General features: G+C 68.7%; 12 protein-coding genes and 1 pseudogene. 5 read left to right on the top strand and 8 right to left on the bottom strand.

From position 1 onward, the window contains the following. The first annotated feature begins 1 nt into the window (after window position 1). Window positions 2-1,798, top strand: a complete 1,797-nt coding sequence (locus EDD41_RS16070; protein WP_094764908.1) for an ABC transporter ATP-binding protein — start codon at window positions 2-4, stop codon at window positions 1,796-1,798. Window positions 1,799-1,834: 36 nt separating this feature from the next. Here the strand turns inward: EDD41_RS16070 and EDD41_RS16065 are convergent, their stop codons facing one another. From EDD41_RS16065 to EDD41_RS16055, 3 genes and pseudogenes are all read right to left on the bottom strand, one after another. Further along, window positions 1,835-3,040, bottom strand: coding sequence for a choline/carnitine O-acyltransferase (locus EDD41_RS16065; RefSeq protein ID WP_123576646.1), 1,206 nt, complete (start codon window positions 3,038-3,040; stop codon window positions 1,835-1,837). 50 nt (window positions 3,041-3,090) lie between these two features. After that, window positions 3,091-3,510: pseudogene (locus tag EDD41_RS18255) on the bottom strand (choline/carnitine O-acyltransferase); the annotation flags it as partial. 113 nt (window positions 3,511-3,623) lie between these two features. After that, entirely contained in the window at window positions 3,624-4,595 is a 972-nt protein-coding gene (locus tag EDD41_RS16055) for a glutathione S-transferase family protein (protein WP_123576644.1), read from the bottom strand. Window positions 4,596-4,694: 99 nt separating this feature from the next. On the opposite strand from EDD41_RS16055, the gene EDD41_RS16050 reads away from it, so the two are divergent. Then, window positions 4,695-6,107, top strand: a complete 1,413-nt coding sequence (locus tag EDD41_RS16050; protein WP_094764905.1) for an FUSC family protein — start codon at window positions 4,695-4,697, stop codon at window positions 6,105-6,107. 15 nt (window positions 6,108-6,122) lie between these two features. Here EDD41_RS16050 and EDD41_RS16045 read toward each other — a convergent pair whose 3' ends face one another. Both EDD41_RS16045 and EDD41_RS16040 read right to left on the bottom strand, forming a co-directional pair. Next, the gene (locus tag EDD41_RS16045) at window positions 6,123-6,644 is read right to left on the bottom strand and encodes a GNAT family N-acetyltransferase (RefSeq protein WP_094764904.1); all 522 of its coding nucleotides are present in this window, start codon (window positions 6,642-6,644) and stop codon (window positions 6,123-6,125) included. An 86-nt stretch (window positions 6,645-6,730) separates the two neighbouring features. After that, window positions 6,731-8,119 (bottom strand): RNA polymerase sigma factor, encoded by a 1,389-nt coding sequence (locus tag EDD41_RS16040; RefSeq protein WP_123576642.1) that lies wholly within the window; start codon window positions 8,117-8,119, stop codon window positions 6,731-6,733. A 161-nt stretch (window positions 8,120-8,280) separates the two neighbouring features. Between EDD41_RS16040 and EDD41_RS16035 the strand changes: the two genes are divergently transcribed. Then, complete coding sequence (locus EDD41_RS16035) at window positions 8,281-10,413, top strand: S9 family peptidase (RefSeq protein ID WP_123576640.1); 2,133 nt, start codon at window positions 8,281-8,283, stop codon at window positions 10,411-10,413. 184 nt (window positions 10,414-10,597) lie between these two features. Continuing rightward, window positions 10,598-11,518, top strand: a complete 921-nt coding sequence (locus tag EDD41_RS16030; protein ID WP_094765008.1) for a sigma-70 family RNA polymerase sigma factor — start codon at window positions 10,598-10,600, stop codon at window positions 11,516-11,518. A 114-nt stretch (window positions 11,519-11,632) separates the two neighbouring features. On the opposite strand, the gene EDD41_RS16025 is transcribed toward EDD41_RS16030, so the two are convergent. Further along, window positions 11,633-12,490: an acyl-CoA thioesterase gene (locus EDD41_RS16025; RefSeq protein ID WP_094764901.1), complete on the bottom strand. Its 858-nt coding sequence runs from the start codon at window positions 12,488-12,490 to the stop codon at window positions 11,633-11,635. A 65-nt stretch (window positions 12,491-12,555) separates the two neighbouring features. Then, window positions 12,556-13,539, bottom strand: coding sequence for a YeiH family protein (locus EDD41_RS16020; RefSeq protein WP_245995687.1), 984 nt, complete (start codon window positions 13,537-13,539; stop codon window positions 12,556-12,558). Window positions 13,540-13,608: 69 nt separating this feature from the next. On the opposite strand from EDD41_RS16020, the gene EDD41_RS16015 reads away from it, so the two are divergent. Continuing rightward, window positions 13,609-14,499 carry a LysR family transcriptional regulator gene (locus tag EDD41_RS16015; protein ID WP_123576636.1) on the top strand — a complete coding sequence of 297 codons (891 nt, stop codon included), beginning with the start codon at window positions 13,609-13,611 and terminating at the stop codon, window positions 14,497-14,499. A gap of 4 nt (window positions 14,500-14,503) precedes the next feature. Here the strand turns inward: EDD41_RS16015 and EDD41_RS16010 are convergent, their stop codons facing one another. Further along, window positions 14,504-15,616, bottom strand: coding sequence for an alkene reductase (locus EDD41_RS16010; protein WP_123576634.1), 1,113 nt, complete (start codon window positions 15,614-15,616; stop codon window positions 14,504-14,506). Between the last annotated feature and the right edge of the window lie 34 nt (window positions 15,617-15,650).

Below are 15,650 nucleotides of genomic sequence, written 5' to 3'. Positions count from 1 at the left end.
GATGAACACCACCGACGAGGTCGCCACGGCCAATGCACGACCCATCAGCACGGTCACCGGAATGCAGGTCAGTCTCGAGCGCACAGGGGTGGCCGTCGTCGAGGACGTCGACCTGGTGCTGTACCCCGGCGAGGTGCTCGGCCTGGTCGGCGAGTCCGGGTCCGGGAAGACGACCACCGGCACTGCCCTGCTCGGCTACGCCCGGACCGGGGCTCGGATCACCGGGGGTGACATCCGGGTGGCAGGCCACAGCATCCGCGAGCTGGACCCGAGCTCCGTCCGTCGCCTGCGCGGGGTGGAGATCGGCTACGTGCCCCAGGACCCCAGTTCCGCGCTCAACCCGGCCATCCGCATCGGTGCCCAGCTGCGCGAGCTGCTCGACCTGCATGCCATCGGCACCCCCTCCGAGCGCGACCGCAGGATCCGCGAGATCCTGCCCGAGGTGGGCCTGGAGGCCGACGACGACTTCCTGGCGCGCTATCCCCACCAGCTGTCCGGCGGACAGGTGCAGCGCGTCGCCCTGGCGATGATGTTCCTGCCGCGACCCAAGGTGCTGGTGCTCGACGAGCCCACCACCGGGCTGGACGTGACCACCCAGGCGATGGTGCTGGAGACGCTGCTGCAGCTGTGCCGCCGCTTCGAGGTGGGCGCGCTCTACGTCAGCCACGACCTGGCCGTGGTGTCCACCATCGCGCAGCGCGTCGCCGTGATGTACGCGGGGCAGGTGGTGGAGCAGGGCCCGGTGCAGGAGATCTTCCGCAACCCGCGTCACCCCTACACCCGCGCCCTGCTGGCCGCCATCCCACATCTGGACGTCGCCTGGCTGCTCAGTGGCATCCCCGGCCGCACCCCCTCGCCGGGTGATCGGCCCCAGGGCTGTCGCTTCCACGACCGCTGCACCTTCGCCGTCGAGTCCTGCGCCAGCACGTCCCCCGCCGATGTCGAGGTGGGCCCCGCCCATCGTGCGCGCTGTCTGCGAACCAACGAACTGGGCGACTGGGACCCCCGAGATCGCGTCGTGTCCGACACCCCCGCCGACCGGCCGCGCGAGGTGGTGCTGAGCGTTGAGCACCTCGACGTGCACTACGGCGCCAGCCAGGTGGTGCACGACGTCGGCTTCGACGTCGCCCGGCAGGAGGTGGTGGCGCTGGTGGGCGAGTCCGGGTCCGGTAAGACCTCCATCTCGCGCTGTGTGGGCGGCATCCACAAGCAGTGGCAGGGCTCGATCGCCGTCGACGGTGAGCAGCTGGCGCCTGCCGCACGCCGGCGCACCAGCGAGCAACGCCAGCGCGTCCAGTACATCTTCCAGAACCCCTACCTCTCGCTGAACCCCCGACGCACGGTGCAACAGATCCTGGTGCGTCCGCTTGAGCTCTTCGGGATCGCAAAGGGACGTGACGCCCGCGAACAGGCCGCGGAGCTCCTCGACCAGGTGCAGCTGGACGCCGGCTTGCTGACCCTGCGCACCAACCGCCTCTCGGGCGGTGAACGCCAGCGCGTCGCCATCGCGCGCGCCCTCGCCACCCGTCCCGACCTGCTGGTCTGCGACGAGATCACCTCCGCCCTCGACGTGTCCATCCAGGGCTCGATCGTGGAGTTGCTGGCACGGATCAAGGCCGAGAGGAAGGTCTCGATGCTCTTCGTCACCCATGACCTGCCACTGGTGCGTTCCATCGCCGACCGGGTCCTGGTGCTCCAGCATGGCCGACTGGTGGAGGCGGGGGCGGTCAGCGACGTGCTGGACCGCCCGCAGCACCCCTACACCCGCGACCTGTTGGCCCACAGCCCGTCGCTGTGAGCCTGAGCCGGAGCCGGGGCGGGTGCCCGGCCCGGTTCAGGCTGCCCGGCCTGCGCTGACGACCACTTCGAAGAGTCGACGCGCCCCCTCGTGGAGATTCGCGACGAACTCGTCGAGGCGCTCCACCGTGGCGTCATCCACGCTGAGGCAGAACTCGTACTCGCCATCGAAGGCGTTGTAGTCGACGCCGATGCCGCCGGTGATGGCGGGTGCGAAGGCATAGCGCACGATCTGGGCCTGGTCCCCCAAGGAGGTGGTGCTGAGCAGGTCGCTGGTCAGGGCCCGGTAGCCCTCGCCGGCGAACAGCTGCGGGTTGTGGCCCAGCTTCCGGGCGACGGACCGGAGGGCGAAGAGGTGGCGGTCGAAGGCCTGTCCGGTCTTGCAGGCGATCACGCCGGCGCGATGGGCGGCGAGTGCAGCGTGCAGGTGCTCGACGGTGGCGTCGCCGTCGCGCATGGCGGTGGCGAGGGCGACGGCGGCGATCGTGTTGGGACGCAGGCATTCGGTGCGCCCCGCCTGGTACTCGCGCATGTCGACCGCCTCATAGGTGCTGCGCACCCGGCCATAGGTCGCCAGTTGGGCATAGAGCAGCACGAACTGAATGCCGGCGTCGTGGCTCATCCTGATGCCGATCTCGGCCTGCGGCAGCGTCGGTACACGGTGCGTCCGGACGCGGTGGCTCGCCGCAGCATGACGGACCTGGTCGATCTGGTCGGCGACCTGTTCCTCAAGGGCCTCGGGCCAGGCCCAGGCGAGCTGCTGCCATCGCGCCACCTGCTCGGTGGCGGTGGTGTCGGCGACCAGCTGCTGCGCGCGCTCGATCGAGGTCTTGAGGGTCCCACCGTCCACGATGGTGTGTTCCACGTGCATCCCGACGAAGTCGTCGGCCAGGCTGACCAGGAAGGTGGACGGCTTGTAGGCCCAGGCCATGCCCACCTGGAAGACGGAGCGGCGCAGGTGCTCGTCCTCGTCTGCGGGCCGGTCGTCGAGGGTGAAGCCGAAGACGGCCTCGGTGACGGCGCGGTAGGTGGCGGCATTGAGCTCGTCACAACACAGCTGCGCCAGATGCGGGGCGAGCTGCTCCCCACCCAGGAAGGACATGTCCGCGAAGCCCAGACCGTCGACGGGCGCCAGGGCGGTGATCTCGCGCAGGGCAGCGCCGACGGCTGCGCGCGACAGCGGCTGGCCGTGTGCGTCGCTGATCGCCACCGTGGCCGCATTGCCCTTCCACAGCACCAGCACGCTGCGTTGGCCGCGTCGGTTGGCCCGGGCAGGAAGCCGTCGATGTCAGCAGGCGGGTGACGGGCGCCACCGGCGAGATATCGCCATCGCTGCATGCACAGCGGTGCGCCTCGCGCGGTGAGCTGCTCGGACGTCTCGCTGCGCAGGTGCTCCAGATGGGTGGCGGCGCAGCGCACCAACAGGTCCGCGGCCCGCTCGATCGGGTCGCCGAGCGACTCGTCGGTGGTCAGGGGCAGGGAGAAGCCGACATTGCTGGTGAGGGTGACCGGGGTGCGGCCGGCCAGATAGGCCTCGAGCCACATCTCGGACATCCAGTTGCGCCCTTCGGCGCACTCAGCCTCGGCGAAGCCCTCGAGCTCAGCCTGGCACTGGGTGCCCTCGCCCTCAGAGAAGTCGCGCACCAACTGCTGGGTTCGCTGGTACTGCTCGTCGTCGAGCAGCACGCGGGTTGCGTCGAGGAAGCTCGTCAGCGACTACTCGAGTGGGGGTACGGGCAGGCGGGTCACGATGACTCCTTGGGCTACTGGTGCTCAGGGCTCACCTCGGTGTGGCCGCTGCTGCAGACACTCGCGGCGAATCCGCGTCAGGACAGGGCCTCGCGTCCGTGCGGCGTCAGCCACCCAGACAGGTCCGGCCCCTTGGGGATGATCGACAGCGGGTTCAGGTCCGTGTGCACCACGTAGTAGTGCTCCTTGATCTGCTGGAAGTCGACGGTGTCGCCGAATCCGGGGGTCTGGTAGAGGTCGCGGGCGTAGCCCCACAGCACCGGCATCTCGGCCAGCTTGTTGCGATTGCACTTGAAGTGGCCGTGGTAGACGGCATCGAAGCGCACCAGGGTGGTGAACAGCCGCACGTCGGCCTCGGTGATGTTCTCGCCCATCAGGAATCGCTGCCTCGCCAGTCGCTCCTCAAGCCAGTCCAGCGCGGTCCACAGCCGGTCGTAGGCGGCATCGTAGGCCTCTTGCGTGCCGGCGAAGCCGCAGCGGTAGACGCCATTGTTCACCTCGGTGAAGATGCGCTTCATCACGGCGTCCATCTCCTCGCGGAGGTGCTCGGGGTAGAGGTCGGGAGCGCCCTCGCGGTGGAACTCGGTCCACTCGGTCGAGAAGTCCAGGGTGATCTGGGCGTAGTCGTTGGTGACGACCTTGCCAGTGGTCACGTCGACGATGGCGGGCACCGTGATCCCGCGCGAGTAGTGCGGGTCACGCGCCCGATAGGCGTCCTTGATCCGCGGGATGCGCAACACCGGGTCCAGGCCGTCGGGATCCAGGCCGAAGGTCCACGAGTCGGCATCGTGGGTCGGACCGGGCATCCCCACGGAGATGACCTCCTCCAGGCCCAGGAGACGACGCACGATCAGGGCTCGGTTGGCCCAGGGGCAGGCCTTGGCCGCAATCAGGCGGTAGCGGCCGGGTTCCACCGCGACGGCATCCTGGCCGGGCGTCGGCTGGCGCACGATCCGAGTGGTGATGTAGCGGGTGTCCCGCTCGAATGGGTTCCCCTTGGAGGAGTAGACCCCACCCTGATGTTGTTCGGCGCGCTCTTGATTGCTCATTCAACCAACACTAGACCTTTTCGTGAGATGTCACCACTCAGCACGCTGTCGGCGGATCCACAGCGGAGACATGGAAGGCCCTCCTAGACTGGACGTCATATGAATGAGCAGTGGAAGCGCCTGTTGGACCTCCTGTGGCCCACCCGCCCGGCGGGACGCCAGGAGGTGCTCGCGCGGGTCGCGCCGGTCCTCGGCAACATGGCGAAGCTCGCGATCGCCTCGGTTCTCGCCCATGTCCTCACCCGTGCCCTGGTCCATGGCCCGATCGACCTCACCAGCTCGCTGACCGCCCTGCTGGTGATGCAGGCGAGCGTGGCGAGCACCTTCAAGAAGGGCGCCTTGCGCGTGGTGGCGGTCAGCTCCGGCGTGGGTCTGGCCCTGCTGACGACCTACCTGTTCGGCATGCACTGGTGGAGCCTTGGTCTGGTGATCTTCAGCGCGCTGGCGCTGGCCCGGCTCCTGCGGCTGGGCGACTCGGCGCTCGAGATGCCGATCTCCGCCATGCTGATCCTGGGCCAGGGAACCGACGTGGCCGCCGAAACCCGCGTCGTGGCCACTCTGATCGGCACCGTGGTGGGCATCGTCTTCCCGATCCTGCTACCCCCGGCAGTCCCCTTCCGGTCCGCGTCTTCGGCAGTACGCCGGGCAGCGAGCTCCCAACGCGACCTGCTGCACAGGGCGGCAGAGTCAATGGAGACGGGACGGGTCGACCGACCAGTCGTGGCGGGGTGGATCGACGAGGCCCGTTCGCTCACCACGCAGCTCTCGAAGGCCGGCCAGCAAGTGACCAGGCTGAGCGATGTGCGCAAGTTCAACACCCGCGCCGTCGGCACCGCGGACATCTCCCCGATCCTCACCAGCGGCCTGAACACCCTGGAGAGCTGCCTGCTCAGCCTGCGGGGCATCTTCCTGGCCATGGAACGGCATGCGCCCTCCCCCGTACATCCGTCGCTCGGCCTCGCCACCCGCCCCGACCAGCCCTTCGACGACGACGTCCAGCAGGCCGTGGCCATGATGCTGCGTCGGCTCGGAGACTGCCTGGATGCCTTCGGGACGATGGTGGAGGCCGAGGCCAACGGGAACGAGGCCAAGGCCCACCAGGCCTTCGTGGTCAACTATCGCCAATTACGCGACACCCGGGCCCAGATCGCCGAGCTGATGGCGGCCGCCGATCATCTCGGGGACCAGTGGTTGCTGGGCGGAGGGATCCTCGCCTCACTCGACCAGGTACTGCAGCAACTAGACGTCGACGCCCGCGTCCGGGTGCGCGACCGTTGGAAGGCCTCCCAGCTCGGCCGTCGCCTCACCGACGGGCGAATCGGGCCACGGACCAACACCGTCGACCGCTTCCGCCACGAACGGATGCGTGCCCGTGCCCTGCGGCGCCGCAACACGCCCACCACGGCCGTCGACTTCCTCGACGACGACGAGGCCACCCAGGTCCTGCCGCGGCTGGACGCGAAGACGCTGGCCGCCATGGAAGCCGAGCGGAAGACCCGGAGAAGCAGCTGACGCGGCCTGCCCGTGTCAGTCGCCGGTACTGTGACGGACCATCCTCAGCTCGGTGGCACCACACAGATCGTCTCTGGAACGGCTGGCACCGTCCAGCTCGAATCCGTGCTTGCGGTAGAAGGCGATCGCCCGGTCATTGCCCTCGAGCACCCACAGGTAGGCATCCATGTCGCCGATCGCCATCTCCAGGATGGCGGCCGCGGCGCCGGAGCCCTTCACCTCGTCGGTGATGTACAGGGTCACCAGTTCGAGGATCTCGGGAGCATCGTCGTCTCGGGCTGGCAGGGCGCAGGCCGTGCCCACCACCCGCTGGTCGCGCGAGTCCATCAGGATCCAGAACCAGCTGCCCTCCTGGCTGGCCAGCGCCCATTCCATGGCGCGGCGCTGCACGACACCCTCACGGCCGCGGGCCTCGAGCACCTCGGCGGGCAACAGGTCCGCGAAGGACTCCTGCCAGGCTTGCGCCACGGCCCGCACGGCCCCCTCGATCTCGACGGGGTGCTCTGCGCGCTTGATGCGGTACGGGGTCTTGGACATGCCCGTGAGCCTAGCGAGAGCCGACGCACAGCGAAAAGCTGCCGCCCCGTGGAGTCCGGACGGCCGCCTTGAGGCAGGGCGGGTGCTCAGTCGAGGTAGTCCCGCAGCACCTGGGAGCGCGACGGGTGACGCAGCTTGCTCATCGTCTTGCTCTCGATCTGGCGGATGCGCTCGCGGGTGACGCCATAGACCTTGCCGATCTCGTCCAGCGTCTTCGGCTGGCCGTCGGTCAGGCCGAAGCGCATGCTGACCACGCCGGCCTCACGCTCACTGAGCGTGTCCAGCACGTCGTGCAGCTGCTCCTGCAGCAGCGTGAAGTTCACGGCATCCGCCGGAACGATGGCCTCGGAGTCCTCGATCAGGTCACCGAACTCGCTGTCGCCGTCCTCGCCCAGCGGAGTGTGCAGGGAGATGGGTTCGCGCCCGTACTTCTGCACCTCGACGACCTTCTCGGGGGTCATGTCGAGTTCCTTGGCCAGCTCCTCCGGGGTGGGTTCGCGGCCCAGGTCCTGGAGCATCTGGCGCTGCACGCGGGCCAGCTTGTTGATGACCTCGACCATGTGCACCGGGATACGGATGGTGCGGGCCTGGTCTGCCATGGCGCGGGTGATGGCCTGCTTGATCCACCAGGTTGCATAGGTGGAGAACTTGTAGCCCTTGGTGTAGTCGAACTTCTCAACCGCACGGATCAGGCCCAGGTTGCCCTCCTGGATCAGGTCCAGGAAGAGCATGCCGCGGCCGGTGTAGCGCTTGGCCAGCGAGACCACCAGACGCAGGTTGGCCTCCAGCAGGTGGTTCTTGGCGCGCTTGCCGTCGGCGGCAATCCACTCGAAGTCCTCCAGGTCGGAGGCCTTCACCTTGATGGCCGGGTCGTTGATCTGCTCCTCGGCGAAGAGGCCAGCCTCGATGCGCTTGGCCAGCTCCACCTCCATCTCGGCATTCAGCAGGGCAACCTTGCCGATCTGCTTCAGGTAGTCCTTGACAGGGTCTGCGGTGGCACCGGCCACCATGACCTGCTGCTCGGGCTCGTCGGTGTCATCCGCGTCGGAGACGACGAAGCCCTTCGACTCCTCGACGAGCTCCTTCTCCTCCTTGGCGGTCTCCTCGGGCTTGAAGGCGGCCTCGTCGACGTCGTCCAGGGTGCGCTTCTTGCCGCCGACGGTGAGGACCACGTCATCGCCATCACGCTTGACGACGACCTCGAGGTTCTCACCCTCGACCGCTCCACCGATGGTGACGACCTCTTCACCGGGCGCGCCCTTCTTGGCGGCGGCCTTGGTGGTGCGCTTGGTGGCCTTCTTGGCCGTGCCCGCGGCCGCGGAGGCCGTCTTGCGGGCGGTCGTCTTGCGGGCAGCGGTCTTCTTGGCGGCAGGCTGCTCGACGACGGCGTCGTCGGTGGCTGCTGCCTTCTTGGAAGAGGTGGGCGTCAACGAAGGATCCTCTCGGGGAGTCCGGGGTGTTCTCCCGCACCGCATGGAGGCGGCGACGGCGGGGGCACTGCTAGCGGAACCGAACTCGCCTGAATTCAGGGCGTGAACAGGCCGGTGAAAGTCAAGAGTACTCCCGCACACATCTTTACACGCTCCGTCCCTCAACCCAAACCCGGGTTCCGAGGGGCCGCACTAGGCTGGCGGACATGACTGACACCACGACGCCGCAGCCGCCCGTCGCCGCCAAGCACCCGATCATCCGCAGCTTCCACGGTGATGACGTCACCGATGACTACGAATGGCTTCGTGACAAGGCCGATCCTGCGGTGATCGCACACCTCGAGGCGGAGAACGGCTACACCGAGGCCATGACCGCGAGCCTGGCCCGGCTGCGTCAGGAGATCTTCGACGACATCTCGGCACGCACCCAGCAGACCGACTTGAGCGTGCCGGCGCACGTCACTCACCATGACGAGCAGGGCGAGAGCCGCTGGTGGTACTTCAGCCGCACCGTCGAGGGCCAGGACTATCCCCTCCGCTGCCGCGTCCCCGACACCGATGGCATCCGCCCCGACCCCACCCGCGCCCTTGCGGACGAGCAGGTGCTGCTGGACGGCAATGCCGAGGCGGCCGGACACGACTTCTTCGCGCTGGGCGCCTTCAGCGTCTCGCCGGATGGCCGGCTGCTTGCGTGGTCCGTCGACCATGCCGGTGACGAGCGCTTCACCTCATATGTCCGTGACCTGTCCACCGGGAAGGACTTCGGCCCGGTTCACACGGACCTGGCCCATGGCCTGTGCTGGGCGGGCAATGAGCACGTCGTCTACTCACGCGTCGACGAGGCCTGGCGGCCCTTCCAGGTCTTCAGCCACCAGCTTGGCACCGACCCCGAGCAGGACGTGCTGCTGCTGCAGGAGGACGACGACCGCTTCTGGCTGGGCGTCGACGAGTGCCGTGACCGGACCCAGCTGGTCTTCATGGCCGGATCAAAGCTGACCAGCGAGTGCTGGCTGCTGTCCACCGACGAGCCCACCGGCGCACCACGTACCGTCGCCGGCCGGATCGAGGGCGTCGAGTACCAGGCGGAGGTGGCAGGGGACCGTGTCCTGCTGCTGCACAACCGGGACTGTGCGGACTACAGCCTGTCCACCGCTTCGCTGCACTCCCCCGGTGCCGAACACTGGAGGACCGTCGTGGACGGCCAGACAGGCACCCGGTTGGAGAGCGTCGACGCCTATGCCGGGCACGTGGTGCTCAGCGGGCGGCGCGAGGGGCTCAGCGCCATCGCTGTCCTGCCCCGTGACGGCGAGGACTTCCTGGAGCCCCGCTGGGTTGGCTTCGACGAGCCACTGCTCGAGGTGCAGCCGCACTCCGAACAGGACTACGGCAGTGCGACGGTGCGCGTCTTCCACACCTCCCTCGTGACGCCACCCGGCGTGCTGGAACTGGACCTGGACGGCCTGGGCACCACCTTGCTGCGTCGCACCCCCGTCCTGGACCATCCGGTGCACGGTGCCTACGACCCGGCGGACTACGTGCAGGAGCGGCTGTGGGCCACCGCCGAGGACGGCACCCGGGTGCCAATCAGCCTGGTGCGTCACAAGGACGTCGTCGCCGATGGTAGCGCCCCCTGCCTGCTCTACGGCTACGGCTCCTATGAGGCCTGCATCCCGCCGTCCTTCTCCATCTCACGGCTGTCCCTGCTGCAGCGCGGCATCGTCTTCGCCATCGCCCATGTGCGCGGCGGCGGCGAGATGGGCCGGGCCTGGTACGAACAGGGCAAGGAGCTGTCCAAGCCGAACACCTTCAGCGACTTCGTCTCCTGCGCCCGGCACCTGGTGGACCTGGGCTGGACCTCCCCCGACCGCCTGGCCGCCCGCGGCCGCAGCGCCGGCGGTCTGCTGATGGGTGCGGTGACCAACCTGGCGCCGGAGCTCTTCCGCGCGGTGCATGCCGGCGTGCCCTTCGTCGACGCGCTGACGACGATCCTGAAGCCGGAGCTGCCGCTGACGGTCGTCGAGTGGGAGGAGTGGGGCAATCCGATGGAGGACCCGGAGGTCTACGCCTGCATGAAGGGCTACACCCCCTACGAGAACATCCGCGCGGTCCGTTACCCGGCGATCCTTGCCACCACGAGCCTGAACGACACCCGTGTGCTGTTCACCGAGCCCGCCAAGTGGGTGGCCCGGCTGCGGGAGACCGTCGAGCCGGATCCGCAGCGCCCCATTCTGTTGCAGACCGAGATGGTCGCCGGACACGGTGGGGTCAGCGGCCGATACGGCGGCTGGCGTGAGGAGGCCTTCGAACTGGCGTGGATCATCAGCCAGATCACCGGCTGACCGAACCAGGCAGTGCTCGCGGGGCTCAGGGAAAACCCTGAGCCCCGCCGTCGTATTCCTACGACCACGGTCCCGCCTTGTCCGCTCACAGCGTGATTTCACGATCCGTGGGCACTTTCGTGGATCGTTTCGGGAATGTCATGCGTTGTGGGGGTTGAAGAACCGGTGAAAGGTGGTCAATCCCATGGACACACGAACGCGAGTTCGCAGCAGCGAGGGCATCGACGGCAAGGACTCCGTCGGCCTCTACCTCGAGTCGATCGCCCGCACTCCCCTGCTGAGCGCCGCCGACGAGGTGGAGCTGGCCCGCACGATCGAGCTGGGGCTCTACGCACGTGCCCTGCTCGACGGTGAGCTGAAGACCCGCAAGAAGGTGACCACCGAACAGCTGCAACTGATGGTCGACGAGGGCGATGCCGCGATGCAGCGCTTCGTCCAGGCCAACCTGCGTCTGGTGGTGTCCGTGGCCCGCAAGTTCGGCCGGGCGCAGATGCCCCTGCTGGACCTCGTGCAGGAGGGCAACACCGGCCTCATCCGCGCCGTGGAGAAGTTCGACTACACCAAGGGTTTCAAGTTCTCCACCTACGCCACCTGGTGGGTGCGCCAGGCCATCAGCCGCGGAATCGCCCAGCAGGGCCGGATCGTGCGGCTGCCCGTACATGTCGCCGAGCAGGTCAACCAGGTCAACGCCGTGCGCCGCAACCTGGAGCGCCAGCTGGGCCGCGAACCCGAAGTCGCCGAGATCGCCGACGAGCTGGGCCTGGAGCAGGAACGAGTGGTGGACCTGATCCGCTACAGCCGGGACCACATCAGCCTGGACGCCCCTGTCGAGGAGTCCGGCGACACCTCCCTGGGCGACCTGATAGCCAAGGAGACCGCTCCCGGCCCCGACGAGATGGTGCTGGATGCCGAGGAGCGGCAGGTCCTGGAGGACATGCTCGCCGGCTTGGACGACCGCTCCGCCGACGTGGTGCGGCGTCGCTACGGCCTGTCCGACGGGCGCCAGGCGAAGCTGGCCGACATCGGCGCCGTCTGGGGCATCACGGCCGAGCGGGTGCGCCAGATCGAGCGCAATGCGCTCGCCCAGCTGCGCGACGCCGCCTGACCTGACTCGCGCAGGGCCACCACTGCGGACGTCACGATAGTTGTTCGACGTTGCGACCCCAGCGAGGTCAGCTACGTCGAAGAACCATCGCGGCGTCCCAGTTGGGGCGGGCGCCTACTTCACCACCCGGATCATGCCCTCCTGGCTGCACGAGGCCATGAGGGCATTTCCCTGCACCAGGCGACCGGTCGAGAAGCCCAGCGCATTGCTGGCCGACGGCGAGACCTGGTCGTAGAGCACCCACTCGTCGGCACGCACGGGCCGGTGGAACCACATGGCGTGGTCAAGCGACGCGATGCTCATCGACGGTGAGTGGAAGACGACCTCGTGGGGAACGGTCGAGACGCTCAGGATCGTGATGTCCGAGAGGTAGGCGAGCACGGCCTGGTGCAGCCGCTGGTCATCGGGCAGGGCGCTGGTGGTGCGCACCCAGACCCGCATGTGGGCCTGGTGGGCGCCCCGCTCGATCTGCTTGGAATGTCCCGAGTCACCGGCGAAGCGCACGTCGAGCGCATCCCACTCGCTGAAGAAGCTCGACGAGGCCCCGAAGCGCTCCTTCATCATCTGCACCAGCGAGGGGCAGTCCTCGGGTGCGGGGACGCCACGCGGCATCGGGTCGGAGTGGTCCAGCCCACCCTCGTTGATGTGGAAGTTGGCGTTCATGTTGAAGATGGGGCGGCCACCCTGGCGGGCGACGACGCGTCGGGAACTGAAGGCCCCGCCGTCGCGGACATTCTCCACGTCGTAGATGATCGGCTTGTCCGGCATGCCGCCGCGCAGGAAGTAGGCGTGCAGCGAGTGACACATCCGGTCCTCGGTGACGGTGCCGTAGGCGGCCATCAGGGACTGGGCGAGCACCTGCCCGCCGTAGGTGCGCTGCAGCTCGGTCTGGGGCTGGGCTCCGCGGAAGAGTCCGATCTCGATTTCCTCGAGGTCGAGCAGCTGGACGAGTTCTTCGGTGGTCTGTGGCACGCAGACAGTGTGCCACCATCGTGTTGGGGAGCCGTGGAAGGTTCGCTGTGTGTTCCGGCCCGCGGTCAGCTGACCAGCATCACGCCCGCCAGAGCGATCCCGGCCACCCACACGGTGGTGAGCAGGCCGAGGACGAAGGGCTTGGGGCCGACCTTCACCAGGCTGGAGACCTTCACTCCCAGCCCCAGGGCGAACATGGCCGCGGCAAGCAGCACCGTCTGCACGATCTTGATGACGGGCAGCCAGCCCGCGGGCACCACGTGCAGGGAGGCCAGCAGCACCATGGCCACGAATCCCGCAACGAAGAGCGGCACGATCGGCGGGCGGTTGGCGCCTGGCTGCGCCGGCCGGGAGCGCCGCAGCCAGGCGCCCATGACCACCACGACGGGAGCGAGCATCAGGACCCGCGCCAGCTTCACCACGACGGCCACCTTCAGGGCCGCGGGACCCAGGGCCGCACCGGCGGCCACCACCTGTGCCACCTCGTGGATGGAGGCCCCCGCCCACAGCCCCGAGGGCAGGGTGCCGAGCCCGAACAGGTGCGCCAGCAGCGGGACGATGGGGATCATCAGGGTGCCGTAGAGCACCACCAAAGCGATGGCGGTGGCCACCTCGTCCTCGTCGGCGTCCACAACGCTGTTCACCCCGGCCACGGCCGCCGCACCGCAGATGGAGAAGCCCGAAGAGATCAGCAGGCACTGGGTGTGGGCCATGCCCAGGGCGCGGCCGAGCGCGAAGCTGCCGAGGATGCCGAACAGGACCACCACGACGATGACCAGGCCCATCCCGGCCCCCAGCCGCGCGATGTCGCCCAGCACCAGCTGCAGGCCCAGCAGGACGATACCGATCCGCAGCAGCCGCTTGGCGCTGCAGGCCACCCCCGGCTGGAAGCGTGGTGGGACCGGCACCAGGTTGGTGACGGCGACGCCCAGCAGGATGGCCACCAGCAGGGCACTCATCGTCGGCACCGCCCGGTTGACGAGGACGGCGAGCACGGCACCCGCCGCGCAGAGCAGGAGGCCGGGCAGCAGACGTCGAAGGTTCTTCACCTGTCCATCCTTGCCAGCGGGCCGGAGCGGCAGAAGACCGGCGATGCCATCGGGTCATATCATCGACGCATGACTGATTGGCCAGAGCTTGCCGTGCTCGACCTGCTGGATGCCACCGCGCGGACCGGCAGCCTGACCGCCGCGGCCCGGGAGCTCGGCCTCGCCCAGCCCAATGCCAGCCGCGCGATTGCCCGTCTGGAGCGCCGCCTGGGATTGACGCTCCTGGTGCGCAGCCACCGAGGCTCGACGCTCAGCGACGCGGGACGACAGCTGGTGGACCTGGGCGCACCGCTGCTGGCACAGGCCCGCTTCTTCCTCGACGGGGCCGAGGCCCTGTCGACCCAGGCCTCCCGGCGAATGGACTTCGCCGCCAGCCAGACCATTGCGGAATACCTGGCTCCCCGTTGGCTGGCACGGCTGCACCAGCTGGATCCCCATGCCGGCTGGAACATGACGGTCACCAATTCCAGCACCGTGATCGCCCAGGTGCTGACCCACCAGGTGCCCGTGGGCTTCATCGAGACCCCGGACCTCCCGGCGGGCATCACCACGCGCACCGTGCACACCGACCGATTGTGCGTCGTGGTCGACCCCCAGCATCGCTGGGTGCACCATCGACGCCCCCTCAGCCTCGCCGAGTTGGCGAAGACCTCACTGGTGGTCCGCGAGCTGGGCTCCGGCACCCGGGAGACCCTCGACGCCGCGCTGGCCGGTCACCCGGTGGCCGCCCCGTCGCTGGTCTTGAGCAGCAACCATGCCGTACTGGGCGCCTGCGCCGCGGGCGCGGGGCCGGCAGTGCTCAGCGAGCTGGCGGTGCGTGGCGCCGTCGAGCAGGGCCGGGTGAGGCTGGTCCAGCTCGCCGAACCCGACGTCCTGACCCGCCAGCTGCGCGCCATCTGGACCGGCCGCTCTCCCGAGCCGCTGGCCCGGGAACTGGTCCGGATCGCGGCATCCCGGTAGCCGTTCAGGCTTCCTGTCCCGCGAAGGGGTAGTCCGTGTAACCGTGTGCTCCGGGGGTGTAGAAGGTCGAGAAGTCCGGGGTGTTGCGCTCAAGACCCTCCTGCCAGCGGCGCACCAGATCGGGATTGGCGATCAGCTGACGCCCCACCACGGCGGCATCCGCCAGACCGTCCTCGACGATGTGAGCGGCCTCCTCCCGGGTGGTGACCGAGCCGAAACCGCTGTTCAGCAGGGTGAACCCGCCGAACCGGGAGCGCAGGGCTGCCACCAGGTCGCCGTCGATGTCAGCGTGCAGGATGGACAGGTAGGCGATGTCCAGGTCCGCGATGCCGTCCAACAGGGCCCCGTAGGTGGCCAGCACGTCGGCACGGTCGTCCTCCACCAGGCCCTGGACATTGTGTTCGGGCGAGATGCGCAGGCCGACCCGGTCGGCCCCGATCTCGGCGGCGACGGCCCGGACCACCGCGACGCCCAGACGGGCACGGTTCTCCGGTGAGCCGCCGTACTCGTCGGTGCGCTGGTTGCCCGAGGGCGCGAGGAACTCATGCAACAGGTAGCCGTTGGCGCTGTGGAGCTCGACGCCGTCCAGACCCGCCGCGACGGCATTGCGGGCCGCGGTGACGAACTCGTCCACGATGCGCGACAACTCGTCGGTCTCCAGTGCGCGGGGCGCGGGGACGTCCTGCCTGCCGTCGGCACCGTGCAGGCTGACGCGCACCTCCCCGCCCTGGGGGGCGCGCATCACCGGGGCGATGGCGCTGGGCGCCTCCGCCTGCTCACCATTGTTGATGCTGGACAGGGTGAGGCGGCCGCCATGCATGATCTGCATGACGATGGTGCCACCCGCGGCGTGCACCGCGTCGGCGACCCGTCGCCAGCCGGCAACCTGCTCGTGACTGTGGATGCCCGCCTGCCCGATGAAGGCCTGCCCCACCCCGCTGGTGCGGGTGCCCTCGGTCACCACCAGGCCGGCAGTGGCGCGCTGGGCGTAGTACTCGACGTGCAGGTCGGTGGGAACGCCGTCCGCCCCGGCACGCGATCGCGTCAGCGCAGCCATCGTCACGCGGTTCTTCAACTGCAGGGCGCCTGCGGTTGCGGGGGCAAAGAGGTCAATCACTGGTTCGTCTTTCCATCGGTGTTGTCGTCCGGAA

The sequence above is a fragment of the Luteococcus japonicus genome, from assembly GCF_003752415.1.
Lineage (GTDB): Bacteria > Actinomycetota > Actinomycetes > Propionibacteriales > Propionibacteriaceae > Luteococcus > Luteococcus japonicus.
This window is presented reverse-complemented; position numbering and strand designations above follow the sequence as displayed.